General features: G+C 66.0%; 13 protein-coding genes and 1 tRNA gene. 8 read left to right on the plus strand and 6 right to left on the minus strand.

Translation table 11 applies throughout. The features are described from left to right. Positions 1-11: 11 nt before the first annotated feature. Together BLT64_RS21405 and BLT64_RS21410 are read right to left on the minus strand one after the other, a co-directional pair. Positions 12-413, minus strand: a complete 402-nt coding sequence (locus BLT64_RS21405) for a group III truncated hemoglobin (RefSeq protein ID WP_041530374.1) — start codon at positions 411-413, stop codon at positions 12-14. A 40-nt stretch (positions 414-453) separates the two neighbouring features. Beyond that, the gene (locus BLT64_RS21410; RefSeq protein WP_011749849.1) at positions 454-1,626 is read right to left on the minus strand and encodes an FAD-dependent oxidoreductase; all 1,173 of its coding nucleotides are present in this window, start codon (positions 1,624-1,626) and stop codon (positions 454-456) included. A gap of 184 nt (positions 1,627-1,810) precedes the next feature. Between BLT64_RS21410 and ileS the strand changes: the two genes are divergently transcribed. Then, a complete protein-coding gene (ileS, locus tag BLT64_RS21415) occupies positions 1,811-4,741 on the plus strand; it encodes an isoleucine--tRNA ligase (RefSeq protein WP_041530373.1) in 2,931 nt (976 codons plus the stop codon). Positions 4,742-4,790: 49 nt separating this feature from the next. Here ileS and BLT64_RS21420 read toward each other — a convergent pair whose 3' ends face one another. Continuing rightward, a complete protein-coding gene (locus BLT64_RS21420) occupies positions 4,791-5,966 on the minus strand; it encodes a GT-B fold glycosyltransferase domain-containing protein (RefSeq protein WP_011749847.1) in 1,176 nt (391 codons plus the stop codon). Positions 5,967-6,850: 884 nt separating this feature from the next. Here BLT64_RS21420 and BLT64_RS21425 point away from each other — a divergent pair. The 7 genes from BLT64_RS21425 to BLT64_RS21450 all read left to right on the plus strand — a co-directional run bounded on the left by BLT64_RS21425 (position 6,851) and on the right by BLT64_RS21450 (position 11,133). Then, complete coding sequence (locus BLT64_RS21425) at positions 6,851-7,051, plus strand: CsbD family protein (protein ID WP_011749846.1); 201 nt, start codon at positions 6,851-6,853, stop codon at positions 7,049-7,051. Positions 7,052-7,252: 201 nt separating this feature from the next. Beyond that, complete coding sequence (gene lon / locus BLT64_RS21430) at positions 7,253-9,670, plus strand: endopeptidase La (protein ID WP_011749845.1); 2,418 nt, start codon at positions 7,253-7,255, stop codon at positions 9,668-9,670. A 70-nt stretch (positions 9,671-9,740) separates the two neighbouring features. Beyond that, positions 9,741-10,034: an HU family DNA-binding protein gene (locus BLT64_RS21435; protein ID WP_041530372.1), complete on the plus strand. Its 294-nt coding sequence runs from the start codon at positions 9,741-9,743 to the stop codon at positions 10,032-10,034. A gap of 56 nt (positions 10,035-10,090) precedes the next feature. Then, positions 10,091-10,165, plus strand: a tRNA-Val gene (locus BLT64_RS21440). A 133-nt stretch (positions 10,166-10,298) separates the two neighbouring features. Beyond that, positions 10,299-10,481: a hypothetical protein gene (locus BLT64_RS21445; protein ID WP_041530371.1), complete on the plus strand. Its 183-nt coding sequence runs from the start codon at positions 10,299-10,301 to the stop codon at positions 10,479-10,481. Then, entirely contained in the window at positions 10,478-10,753 is a 276-nt protein-coding gene (locus BLT64_RS26565) for a hypothetical protein (protein WP_011749844.1), read from the plus strand. The genes BLT64_RS21445 and BLT64_RS26565 overlap by 4 nt, the downstream gene beginning before the upstream one ends. After that, positions 10,750-11,133, plus strand: a complete 384-nt coding sequence (locus tag BLT64_RS21450; protein WP_041530370.1) for a hypothetical protein — start codon at positions 10,750-10,752, stop codon at positions 11,131-11,133. The genes BLT64_RS26565 and BLT64_RS21450 overlap by 4 nt, the downstream gene beginning before the upstream one ends. A 135-nt stretch (positions 11,134-11,268) precedes the next feature. On the opposite strand, the gene BLT64_RS21455 is transcribed toward BLT64_RS21450, so the two are convergent. The 3 genes from BLT64_RS21455 to BLT64_RS21465 all read right to left on the minus strand — a co-directional run. Beyond that, positions 11,269-11,469: a hypothetical protein gene (locus tag BLT64_RS21455; protein ID WP_041530369.1), complete on the minus strand. Its 201-nt coding sequence runs from the start codon at positions 11,467-11,469 to the stop codon at positions 11,269-11,271. Positions 11,470-11,604: 135 nt separating this feature from the next. Then, the gene (locus BLT64_RS21460; protein ID WP_024844647.1) at positions 11,605-11,787 is read right to left on the minus strand and encodes a hypothetical protein; all 183 of its coding nucleotides are present in this window, start codon (positions 11,785-11,787) and stop codon (positions 11,605-11,607) included. Then, positions 11,784-12,469 (minus strand): peptidoglycan-binding protein (locus BLT64_RS21465; RefSeq protein WP_074810633.1); only part of this gene is annotated, 686 nt, incomplete at its 5' end. The genes BLT64_RS21460 and BLT64_RS21465, both read right to left, overlap by 4 nt.

Below are 12,469 nucleotides of genomic sequence, written 5' to 3' on the forward strand. Positions count from 1 at the left end.
CGCTGACCGGCTCAGCGCAAGACCGGCGGGCCGGGGCGGCGCTCGCGCAGGTCCTCGACCCCCATGCGCAGCCCCGCGCCGATGCGATGCGCCAGCGCCGACCAGGCCCGGGCCGTCTCGGCCGGCAGCGTCCGGCGCAGGGTTTCGTCGAAAAGCATGAGCCAGGGCGCGAAATGCTGGGCCTTCACGTCTCCGGCACGCATGTGCACCTGCATCGGATTGCCGTCATAGCCGCGCTCGTACAGGATGGCGTTGCGCCAGAAGCGGGCGATCTTGGCCTCGTGCTCGGGCCAGTCGGCGACATGGCCGGCAAAGACCGGGCCCAGCACCTCGTGCCGGCGGATCGCGGCGTAGAAGGTGGCGACGACGCGGTCGATCTGTTCGGGGGTGACGTCAAAGCGCGGCGGGATCATGCGGCGGATATGGACCCGCACGGCCGGTCCTGCAAGCCCGTCACGGATCGCGCACCCCCGAAAGCGGCGGGATCATGGTGCCCGCGACAAGATGCGTCAGCCCGCCCCGCAGCAGCGGCAAGGTAGAGAGCGGCGCGAGCACCAGGTCGCGCAGCCAGGGCAGGCTACGGCTGCCCGACTGATACATCGGGGTGAAGGCGGCGCTCATCCCCTGGTAGATACGGACATGCCAGCGGCGCATGGCGGCGTAATCCGGCAGGGCCTCTTCGAGCGGACGGCGCAGCGCATGGGCCAGCGCGAAGGCATCGAGCAGCGCCATGTTCGCCCCCTGCCCCAGTTGCGGGCTGGCGCGATGCGCGGCGTCGCCGATATGGACCAGGCCCGGCGCCCAGGGGCGGCGCAGGGTGCCGTGGCTGTAGCGCGCCTGGGTCATCTGCGCATTCTCGCGGATGGTTTCCAGGAACGGCGCCATCTGCGGCCAGAGCGCGGCAACCCCGTCGCGCCAGTGGGCCATCGGCGCCTGCGGCCAGCGGTCCAGTTCGGCCAGCGGCATGGACCAGAAGACGGCGGCGCGGGGCGTCGGATCGCCGGGCAGGCAGCCGATGGGCAGCACGCCCGCCATCCGGCTGGCGGCGCGGTAACGCTGCCACAGTTCGCTGCGCGGGAAATCCGTTTCGGGCCAGGGCACCGTGCCCCAGATCGCGCCATAGCCCAGCGGCCGCGCCTGCAGGGGCGACAGTCGCGAACCCGCGCCGCTGGCATCGACGACCAGGTCGAAAGGGCCGAAATCGCGCCCGTCGGCCAGCATGAGGCGCCGCCCGGCCCCGTCCGGGCCGGCCGAGACGATCTCGGCCGAGGTCACCACCGGCAGGCCGAGCGCAACAACCCGGTCCCAGAGCAGTTGGAACAACGTGGCGCGGTGGATGCCGCGGCCCGGCGCGGCGACGGGATAGGAGACGTCCAGCACCTTGCTGCCCCGCGCCTCGTGCCCGAGCATGCGGGCGATGGGGCTGGAGAGGCGGCGCGTGTCCCCGCCCGCGCCGATCCGGTCCAGCACGGCCAGCCCGACCGGCTGGACCACCAGCCCCGAGCCCAGGGGACGCGGCGCGGCGAAACGCTCGAACAGAGTGACGTCGTGGCCCTCGCGGGCCAGCAGCGCGGCAGCGGCGAGGCCGCCGATCCCGGCGCCCGCGATGGCGATCCTGTAGCTCATGGCCGCTTGCTGCCCCAGGCCGGCCGCAGGTGCAAGCCGCGCTTGCAGGGGTCCGGGCGGTTTCCTATAACCCGCGCATGTTCAGCAGGGCCGGGATCTTTCGAATTATCCGCCCGGCGGCGTAGGAGCGTCCCTCGCCGCCGGGTAATGCATGCCTGCCCAGCCACCGAAGGATTCCCGCCAGATGAGCGATACGACCACCGATACCCAAGCCGCGCCCGATTACCGCGACACCGTCTTCCTGCCCCAGACCGATTTCCCGATGCGCGCCGGCCTGCCGCAGCGCGAGCCGGAATGGCTGGCCCGCTGGGAGCGCATCGGGATCTACGACCGGCTGCGCGAGCGCGCCGCGGGCCGCACGCCCTTCATCCTGCATGACGGCCCGCCCTATGCGAACGGCAACCTGCATATCGGCCACGCGCTGAACAAGACGATCAAGGACATCGTGGTGCGCAGCCACCAGATGATGGGCCGGGATGCGCGCTATGTGCCGGGCTGGGACTGCCACGGCCTGCCGATCGAATGGAAGATCGAGGAGAAATACCGCAAGGCCGGCCTGGACAAGGATGCGGTCGACATGATCGAGTTCCGCCAGGAATGCCGCCGCTTTGCCCAGGGATGGGTCGATATCCAGCGCGAGGAGTTCAAGCGGCTGGGCATCACCGGCAAATGGGACGATCCCTACCTGACCATGGACTACCATGCCGAGGCGGTGATCGCAGCCGATTTCATGAAGCTGCTGATGAACGGCTCGCTCTACCAGGGTTCGAAGCCGGTGATGTGGTCGCCGGTCGAGAAGACCGCGCTGGCCGAGGCCGAGGTCGAATATCACGACCATACCAGCCACACCATCTGGGTGCGGTTCCGGGTGGCATCGTCGCAGGGTATTTGGGAAACGGAAAAGGACGCCAGCGTGGTGATCTGGACCACGACCCCCTGGACCATCCCGCAGAACCGGGCAGTGGCCTATAATCCGGGCATCGGTTACGGGCTTTACCGGGTCGGCGCGGTGGCCGAGAACGCGACCGCGAAGCCCGGCGAATTGCTGGTGCTGGCCGACGCGCTGGCCGAAAGCCTGCGGCAGGCCGCGAAGGTCGAGGATTGGCAGCGCGTCCGCGACGTCGCGGCGGCCGACCTGGAGGGGCTGGTGCTGGCGCATCCGCTGCGCGGCGTCGAGGGCGGCGCCGGCGAGTGGGACTATGACGTGCCCATGCTGCCGGGCGATCACGTCACCGACGACGCCGGCACCGGCTTCGTGCATACCGCGCCCAGCCATGGCGACGACGACTATCAGCTTGGCCTGAAATACCGGCTGCCGATGACCTATAACGTCGAGCCGGACGGGTCCTATCGCGCCGACCTGCCGATCTTCGGCGGGCAGGCGATCATCGGCCCGGACGGCAAGGAAGGCCCGGCCAATGTCAGCGTGATCAAGCAGCTTGCCTGGGCGGGCGCGTTGCTGGCCAAGGGCAAGATCAAGCACTCCTACCCGCATAGCTGGCGTTCCAAGGCGCCGCTGATCTATCGCAACACGCCGCAATGGTTCGCCGCCATCGACCACGAACTGACCGACGGCATGGGCGAATACGGCGGAACCATCCGCACGCGCGCGCTGACCAGCATCGACAGGCTGGTGAAATGGTGGCCACAATCGGGGCGCAACCGCATCCATTCGATGATCGAGAACCGGCCCGACTGGGTGCTGTCGCGCCAGCGCGCCTGGGGCGTGCCGCTGACCTGTTTCGTCAAGAAGGGCGCCAAGCCGACGGATGCGGACTTCCTGCTGCGCGACCAGCGCGTGAACGACCGCATCATCGCCGCATTCGAGCGGGACGGCGCCGATGACTGGTATCGCGCCGGCTTCAAGGACGAGGTGCTGGCGGGCATCGTCGCCCCCGAGGATTACGAGCAGGTCATGGACGTGCTGGACGTGTGGTTCGACAGCGGCTCGACCCATGCCTTCGTGCTGCGCGACCGCGCCGACGGGGCGCCGGACGGCATCGCCGACGTCTATCTGGAGGGCACCGACCAGCATCGCGGCTGGTTCCAGTCCTCGCTCTTGCAGGCCTGTGCGACCAAGGGCCGGGCGCCCTATCGCAACGTGGTGACGCATGGCTTCACGCTGGACGAGAAGGGCATGAAGATGTCCAAGTCGCTCGGCAATACCATCGTGCCGGCCGAGGTCATCAAGCAATACGGCGCCGACATCCTGCGGCTGTGGGTGGCGCAGACCGACTACACCGCCGACCAGCGCATCGGGCCGGAGATCCTGAAGGGCACCGCCGACAGCTATCGCCGGCTGCGCAACACGCTGCGCTTCATCCTGGGCAACCTTGCCGGCTTTACCGAAGCCGAGCGCATCGACGTGGCCGAGATGCCGGAGCTGGAGCAATGGGTGCTGCATCGTCTTGCGCAGATCGACCGGCAGTTGCGCCATGGCTATGACAGCTTCGACTTCCAGGGCGTGTTCCAGGCCGTGTTCCAGTTCGCCACGGTGGACCTGTCGGCCTTTTATTTCGACATCCGCAAGGATGCGCTTTACTGCGACGCGCCCGATGCGCTGCGGCGGCGGGCCGTGCGGACGGTATTGGACCTGCTGTTCCATCGGCTGGTGACCTGGCTGGCGCCGATCCTGCCCTTCACCATGGAGGATGTCTGGCTGAGCCGCTTCCCGTCCGAGGACGGCTCGGTGCATTTGCAGGATTTCCCGGCCACGCCCGCCGCATGGCTGAACGATCCGCTGGCCCGGAAATGGGAAACCATCCGCCGCATCCGCCGCGTGGTGACCGCCGCGCTGGAGATCAAGCGCACCGACAAGGTGATCGGCGCCAGCCTGGAAGCCGCGCCGGTGGTGCATGTCGATGAGGCCGATGAGCTCAAGGCGCTGAAATCGGTGGATTTCGCCGATATCTGCATCACCTCGGACCTGAGCCTGACCGGCGATCCGGCGCCGGGCGAGGCGTTCCGGCTGTCGGACGTGCCGGGCGTCGGCGTGGTTTTCGAGCCGGCCGAGGGCGAGAAATGCCAGCGCTGCTGGAAGATCCTGCCCGATGTCGGCAGCCACAAGCATCCGGGCACCTGCGCCCGCTGCGACGCGGTGCTGAGCGCGGGCTAAGGAAAACACAGCCGGGCCGGGATGGCGCATCCCCGGCCCGCAGCCGCCGTCAGCGCAGCCAGAGGCCGGCCTTCTTCAGGATCTGCCGCGTCCGCCCTTCGATCAGCGGGGCGCGGCGGTCGAACATGGGGCGGATGCTGTTGCGCCCCACGCCCTCCAGCACGATCTTCCTTGCCGGCTCCCATGCTTCGGCCAGCGGTCCCAGGCGCGGATCGCGCAAAAGTGCCTCGACCGTCTCGACGGCATGGTCGCTTTCCCGGGCATAGAGCAGGGGCAGATCGCGGTAATGACAGGTCACGTCGCCGTCGAGACCGGCCAGACCTGGCCCCGGGCGCCCGCCGCCAAGCGCGTGGATCACCAGCGGAAGCGCCACCTGGTCCAGCAACACATCGAGCTTCTGGCAGGCCAGCGCCTCGCCCGGATCGGTGCGGATCGCCAGCGTCCAGTCCAGGAAACGCCGGCCGAACTCCTGCGCATCGGCGCCGAAGAACCAGCCGGCATTGAAATAGAGGTAGCGCTCCCAATGCTCGTCCGGGTGGCTGCGGTCCAGCGAGCCTTCGTAATCCAGCCCGAAACGGTCATAGAGCGATTTCCAGATCGCACCGTAGCCTGGACCGTAGAGCGGCGGCTCGGGCCAGGTTCCGGTCCGGCGCATCGAGGCCGAGGGGCGCGAAAAGTCGAAGGGCAGCCGGTCCAGCGGTCCCGTCACCAGCGTATCGCTGTCGAAGAAGATGAACGGTTCATGCGGCGGCAGGACCGCCAGGGCCTCGATCTTGTTGCCGTAGGGATAGCTGGCGCCGAAATGCCGGGCGGCAAAGGGCAGGATCTCGGCGTCGAAGCCGGCAAGCGCGTGGCGGATGGCATCGGGCATCAGGGTCTGCGTGCCGGCCCAGGCGCCCTCGGGCCGAGGCTCCGCGACGATCAGCCGTCCCTGCCAGTCCGGGGCATGGCGGCGCAGGCTGGCGGCGAACAGCACCGCCTCCATGCCCAGGCGCATGCCCTGCCCGACCAACAGGATATTGAAGGAAGTTGCCTGTGCTGGGGCGGGGTCGGCTGCCAGAACCCCGGCGGCCGCATCGGCCCTGCGCCCCTTGCGTTCGGCCTGGCGGGCCTGGCGTCGCGCCTCGCGCTCGGCTCGGTTGGCCGCCTGGCGCGCGGCTCTTTCGGCCGCCCGGGACACGGGGGACATATCCCTCTGGTCCTGATCCTTGCCCTCGTCCGTCATGGCACACCTATCATGCGAATCTTTACCGCGACAGGTCTTAGCAACAAGACGGCATCTCATTCCAGAGATGAATTCAGATTCCCGTATTCAACCTGAATGCGAGAAAGCTCGAAAACAGGCACCGTAAACACGTCTGAATTGTGCGGGCAGGAAAAATTCGCAATGAACCTCACCAAAAAGGCAGGTTCCCGCTAAACGGCTTTCATTGCAGGGTTAGTTTCAGCCGTTGAACGATTTCCACTTTTACAGGTTCGGCAAGACCGGGTGAGACGTGGGCACCGTCCTCACCCGGTCACTCTAGACCTCAAATTTGACATTCCGCCAAAGACTTGTCGATCACTTCGACAAAGCCATGGCGCTTTTCCGCCGATGCCCTAAGGGAAAGTTTCGTTAAATGATCAGATTTACCGGCCAAACCAACGGGAATTGCTTGGCATTCCCTCATGGCGTGCATTTGGTAATATTGATCGCCCAAAAGATGATCTCGGAAAATGCGCCCGACTTGCTGCGAACCTCCGAAAATCGCTCTGGAACATGGCCGGCCGGGACCGCCGATTCCCGCGCATCCGGGCCATGCCACCTCGCCCTGTAAGGGCGGCGGATGCAGCCGCAACCCCGTCAAGGCTTCGGAATTCGGCAATAGCGCTCTTCGGAGGGCGCGGGATCGCCGGGCAAGGCCGGCCGGCTCGGCCGAAGCGGATTCTTGCATTTTCCCTGCCCGGGATTTTCCCCTTCCGGATCAGGCCGCTTCGGCCGGGATGCCGGCGCGCCAGGCCATCGGGGACCGATCCGCGACAGGATTTCCGCATCGGCCCGGGAACCCCCGGCCCGGAACGGGTGTTCAATTCCCATATGCAAATGCAATCCGATCGAAAGGAGAGCCGATGAACTGGGATATCATCGAAGGCAAGTGGAACCAGCTCAAGGGCAGCGTCAAGGAGAAATGGGGCGATTTCACCGATGACGAATTGACCGAGGTCGCGGGCAAGAAGGACAAGCTTGCCGGCAAGCTTCAGGAAAAATACGGCTGGACCAAGGAAAAGGCCGACGAGCAGATCAACAGCTTCTTCAAGGACAAGGTCTGAACGCGTCAATCACCCAGGTTAGACGACTGCCAAGGCCCCCGGTTCGCGCCGGGGGCTCTTTTCCATCCGCCAGGCCGGGAACAAAGGACGAACCAATCCCCCATTGAACCTCCTGCGCCGGCTTCCTATCTTGTCAGCCAGCAGGGGGCGCAGACTGCCTGTCTTAGGGGTTGCGCCTCTTGGCGAGAAAGGACTGATTCCATGAACGAATTCGCCCAAACCACCCATCCGGTCCTGCCCTTGCGGGATATCGTGGTGTTCCCGCACATGATCGTGCCGCTGTTCGTCGGGCGCGAGAAATCGGTGCGGGCGCTCGAAGCCGTGATGGAACAGGATCGCCCGATCCTTCTCGCAGCGCAGAAGGATGCCGCGGTCGACGAGCCCGCCGCCGATGGGATCTTCCGCACCGGCGTGCTGGCCAATGTGCTGCAACTGTTGAAACTGCCCGACGGGACCGTCAAGGTTCTGGTCGAAGGGCGCGAACGCGTGCGCATCACCGAATTCGTGCCGAACGACGCCTATTTCGAGGCCCGCTGCGAAACGCTGGCCGAACAGCCGGGCGACGAGGATACGCTGACCGCCCTGACCCGCGCCGTCGCCGAGGAGTTCGAGCGTTACGTCAAGGTGCGCAAGAACATCCCCGAAGAAGTCGTCTCGGCCGTGGCCGAGGCGCGCGATGCGGAACGCCTGGCCGACCTGGTCAGCGGCCATCTGGGCATCGCGCTGGACAAGAAGCAGGAACTTCTGGAAACGCTGGTCACCGCCGAACGGCTGGAAAAGGTCTATGGCCTGATGCAAGGCGAGATGTCGGTCCTGCAGGTCGAGAAGAAGATCAAGTCCCGCGTCAAGACCCAGATGGAGAAGACCCAGCGCGAATACTACCTGAATGAGCAGATGAAGGCCATTCAGCGCGAGTTGGGCGACGGCGAGGACGGCTCGAACGAGATCACCGAGCTGGAAGAAAAGATCCGGCAGACCAAGTTCAGCAAGGAGGCCCGCGAAAAGGCCGAGGCCGAGTTGAAGAAGCTGAAGTCGATGTCGCCGATGTCGGCCGAGGCCACGGTCAGCCGCAACTATCTCGACTGGCTGCTGTCGCTGCCCTGGGGCGTCAAGTCGCGTATCCGCAAGGACCTCGGCAAGGCCGAGGAGGTCTTGGATGCCGATCATTACGGCCTGGAAAAGGTCAAGGAACGGATCGTCGAATACCTGGCGGTGCAGAACCGTTCGGCCAAGCTGAAGGGGCCGATCCTGTGCCTCGTCGGCCCTCCGGGCGTCGGCAAGACCTCGCTGGGGCGTTCGGTGGCGCGCGCCACGGGCCGCGAATTCATCCGCATCAGCCTTGGCGGGGTGCGTGACGAATCCGAGATCCGCGGCCACCGCCGGACCTATATCGGCTCGATGCCCGGCAAGATCATCCAGGCGCTGAAGAAAGCCAAGACCACCAACCCGCTGATCCTGCTCGACGAGATCGACAAGATGGGCCAGGACTTCCGCGGCGACCCGGCCTCGGCCATGCTGGAGGTGCTGGACCCCGAACAGAACGCGACCTTCGTGGACCACTATCTGGAAGTGGAATACGACCTGTCGAACGTGATGTTCGTGACCACGGCCAACAGCTACAACATGCCGGGGCCCCTGCTCGACCGGATGGAGATCATCCCGCTGGCCGGCTATACCGAGGACGAAAAGCGCGAGATCGCGCGCCAGCACCTGCTGCCCAAGCAGATCAAGGCGAACGGGCTGCGCAAGGGCGAGTTCTCGGTGACGGACGAGGCACTGACCCATGTGATCCGCTACTACACCCGCGAGGCGGGCGTGCGGTCCCTGGAGCGCGAGATCGCCAAGCTGGCCCGCAAGGCCGTGACCGATATCCTCAAGGGCAAGGTCAAGACGGTCGAGGTCACGCCCGAGAAGGCCGAGGAATACCTGGGCGTGCGCCGCCATCGCTATGGCCTGGCCGAAAAGGACGACCAGGTCGGCGTGGTGACGGGCCTGGCCTGGACCCAGGTCGGCGGCGATCTGTTGCAGATCGAGGCACTGAAGCTTCCGGGCAAGGGCCGCATGAAGACGACCGGGAAACTGGGCGACGTAATGAAGGAATCGATCGACGCCGCGTCCTCCTTCGTCCGCTCGATCAGCCCCCTCATCGGGGTGAAGCCGCCGAAGTTCGAGACGGTGGACATCCATGTCCACGTCCCCGAAGGCGCGACGCCCAAGGACGGGCCTTCGGCGGGGGTCGCCATGGTGACCTCGATCGTCTCGGTGCTGACGCAGATCCCGGTCCGCAAGGATGTCGCCATGACCGGCGAGGTCACCTTGCGCGGCAATGTGCTGGCCATCGGCGGGCTCAAGGAAAAGCTGCTGGCGGCGCTGCGCGGAGGCATCAAGACCGTGCTGATCCCGGCCGATAACGAGAAGGACCTGGCCGAGATTCCGGCCAATGTGAAGGAAGGGCTGAAGATCATCCCGGTCAGCCATGTGCGCGAGGTCTTGCAGCACGCGCTGGTGCGGATGCCCGAGCCCATCGAATGGGACGAGGCCGCCGAGGAGGCGGCCGAGGCCACCCGGCTTGCCGCGACCCGCGACCAGGGAAGCGGCGGCGCGGCGGTCGCCCACTGACACCGGAACCGCGCGGGCCATCCCGCGCGGTTTTTTCTTGACCGAGGCTCCAACAGAAAGGAGTTCGCTCATGGCAAGATCGGAGAGGAAACCGGAAGGAAAAAGCATCGCCGAGCCGGAACCGGCGAAAGTTCTGCAAAAGCGGCAGCTTCTGGCCCAGGTGGCGCGCCGGACCGGCCTGCGCAACAGCGAGGTCAAGGCTGTGGTCGAGGCGACCCTGGCCGAGTTGGACGAGGCCATCGCCGCAGGCATGACGCTGGCCCTGCCACCGCTTGGCCGCGCCCGGATCAGCCGGCGCAACGACAGTTCCGGCGGCGAGGTCATCACCCTGCGCCTGCGCCGCCGCGCCGCCGACGAGGCGTGATTTTTCACCCGAATCCTCTTGCAGCCCGCCGCGGCTGCAGCTATCTAGCGCGCATCGGGCGATTAGCTCAGCGGTAGAGCGCTTCGTTCACATCGAAGATGTCAGCGGTTCAAATCCGTTATCGCCCACCATTATTTTCAACGACTTAGGCCAGCGCATACGAAGCGCGCCTAAGTCGATTGAACCTTCCCCTGCGGACGCAATCACAGAACTCGCGCAATTCAGCGCGCGATTCTCCACGCCCCACCACAGAGGAATGACGCCATGAAGAAGGGCGCAGTCCAGATCGCGCACGAACTGGCCGATGCCGCAGAGCGAGCGCGCCTAGCTGGTGATACCGTCGCGTCTCTCGCGCTGGCCGTGAAGGCGACGGAATACCTGCAACTGGCAAAGCTGCTTGAGGACAGCCTTGCCACCCGCCCCCGCGACCAGAAGGAGAGGACATGAGCGACTGGCAACCGATTGAGACTGCGCCGAAGGATGGCACGCCGATCCTCGCGCGAATCCGACCGGACCTCGCCGAACACCGGCCGCACTATGGATGGAGCGAGCCGGGGCGGTTCGCCGGCCTATATGTCGTGATCCGGCACCAGGGGCTTGCGCCTGATGGATTTGACCCCGGCTGGTCACTGAACGGCCCGTTCGGCCACGGCCTGGGATGCGATGACGTATTCTCGGGATGGTCCCCCCTGCCCCAGCCCCCGGAGGACGCGAGATGAGTGACGACCTGATTACCCGGCTGCGCACCATCACAAGCAGCGGCTGCAATCCATATTCTGCGTGCCACGAAGCCGCCGCCGAACTCGCCCGCCTCCACACGCAACTCGGCTTGCAGAAAGCCATGGTCCAAGGGGAACGCCGTCTGCGCATCAGGCGTGAAGCGGAACTGGACAGTCTCCGCGCCGAGGTGGAGAGGCTGACCGCCGCCCTATCCGACGAGCGGGCGCATGCGGAGGAAGGCGAGGTTAACCGAGCGTCACGGCGCCTAATTGCCGGGTTTATGCTGGACTGCAATGTCATTGGACATGTTGCGGCTGCTGAAAACCTCGTCCGGGCGATCAAGGGCGTAACTGCCCACCGCGCCCGGCGTCAGGGGTGACGTTGCCTTGATGCGGGCCGCGATTTATGGAATACTCAGTTTGCACACGGAGGATTTCCACGGCCTGCGGCCCGCTCCGATTTCCGCCACGAAAGCCGGTCCTTCGGGGCCGGTTTTTGTATGCAGGGCACGGCGTCAGGGGTGACAGCCCGCCGCCATCTGGTCCAGCAGCACCAGCCCTGCCCGCTGGGACTGCGCCCCGCCGTCCTCGATCAGCGCGGCGGCCAGCGCCCTGCGGGACGCCTCGGTGCCGTCACAGATCGCGGTTTGGCTTACCGGCGTGCTGGCGCAGGCGGTCAGCCACAGCAGCGTCGTCCAGATCATCAGTCGATACATCGTCCATCCTCCTGCGCGTCTCACGATAAGCCGCATCCTCTCGCGCCTGTGCGTCCGCCCTGCCCCGCGACCGGCCGCGCAGGAAAGCAGCCACAGCGGCGGCGACGGCCCCGAGGATGGTGAGAAGCCACGCGGTCATTTCTTCCCCCAGCGCCAGAACACCAGCGCATTCAGCACCCCTGCCCCAGCCAGCGCGATTGCCGCCTGTTCCAGGTCGATGGTGAACGTCCCGGCCTCGGGATCGAACGTGCCGATTCCCAGCGAGGACAAGGCGATTGCCAACGTGTAAAGCGCCATGCGCAGATAGACGGGGTTCATGCTTTGCCTCCGAACGGGGACTTGAAAAGCGCCAGAAGCGCGGCGATGATGCCCGCTGACGGCGCCGCAGGCTTGGTGGCATTCGGCGTCGTCGCCGAGAACTGCACCACCGGCATTGCCTTGAGCTTCGCGTGCAGCGCGGCCAACGTCTTGGGCCCCGCGATGCCGTCAGCCGTCAGCCCCGCCTCTTTCTGGAACCGTCGCACCTCGGTTGCGCCATAGCCGGCCAGCACCAGGGCAGCCCGCACATAGCGCGCCTGCCGGTCGGCCATCCCATTGGTGCCGCCGTTGATGCGTCGGGTGATCATGGTAAGGTCGTTCGCGTCGGCAAGGCCGTTCAGGCTCGCGCGCGTCGGGTTGCCGGTAGACCAATACCAGATGGGGCCCAACCCTTCCCATGGATCGGTATTGACCGCCTCGGGATCGGATTCGAAGTCAGGGGCGCGCCTGTCCAGTTTCTGGGCCCATGCTGCGAAGGAGCGGTAGTTCGCCCGGCCGGTGATCTGAATGGGCCCCCTGCCCCGGAAACGCGATCCGTCGCCGGGTTGCGTGTTGCCCAGATCGGCGCGGCCCTCGTATCGCTTCTGCGCTGCGGTGGGGCCCCAGATTTCCCGGTCGTATCGCCATCCCGCGCTTTCGTGCGCAAGCTGGCCGAGATAATGCGCCAGCCGGTGAGGCCGTT

The organism is Paracoccus denitrificans, assembly GCF_900100045.1.
GTDB classification, from domain to species: Bacteria; Pseudomonadota; Alphaproteobacteria; order Rhodobacterales; family Rhodobacteraceae; genus Paracoccus; species Paracoccus denitrificans.

Bases quoted from the DNA above. Each gene is read 5' to 3' on its own strand.
- BLT64_RS21405 (WP_041530374.1), bottom strand. From the start codon at position 413: ATGATCCCGCCGCGCTTTGACGTCACCCCCGAACAGATCGACCGCGTC.
- BLT64_RS21410 (WP_011749849.1), bottom strand. From the start codon at position 1,626: ATGAGCTACAGGATCGCCATCGCGGGCGCCGGGATCGGCGGCCTCGCC.
- ileS (WP_041530373.1), top strand. From the start codon at position 1,811: ATGAGCGATACGACCACCGATACCCAAGCCGCGCCCGATTACCGCGAC.
- BLT64_RS21420 (WP_011749847.1), bottom strand. From the start codon at position 5,966: ATGACGGACGAGGGCAAGGATCAGGACCAGAGGGATATGTCCCCCGTG.
- BLT64_RS21425 (WP_011749846.1), top strand. From the start codon at position 6,851: ATGAACTGGGATATCATCGAAGGCAAGTGGAACCAGCTCAAGGGCAGC.
- lon (WP_011749845.1), top strand. From the start codon at position 7,253: ATGAACGAATTCGCCCAAACCACCCATCCGGTCCTGCCCTTGCGGGAT.
- BLT64_RS21435 (WP_041530372.1), top strand. From the start codon at position 9,741: ATGGCAAGATCGGAGAGGAAACCGGAAGGAAAAAGCATCGCCGAGCCG.
- BLT64_RS21445 (WP_041530371.1), top strand. From the start codon at position 10,299: ATGAAGAAGGGCGCAGTCCAGATCGCGCACGAACTGGCCGATGCCGCA.
- BLT64_RS26565 (WP_011749844.1), top strand. From the start codon at position 10,478: ATGAGCGACTGGCAACCGATTGAGACTGCGCCGAAGGATGGCACGCCG.
- BLT64_RS21450 (WP_041530370.1), top strand. From the start codon at position 10,750: ATGAGTGACGACCTGATTACCCGGCTGCGCACCATCACAAGCAGCGGC.
- BLT64_RS21455 (WP_041530369.1), bottom strand. From the start codon at position 11,469: ATGTATCGACTGATGATCTGGACGACGCTGCTGTGGCTGACCGCCTGC.
- BLT64_RS21460 (WP_024844647.1), bottom strand. From the start codon at position 11,787: ATGAACCCCGTCTATCTGCGCATGGCGCTTTACACGTTGGCAATCGCC.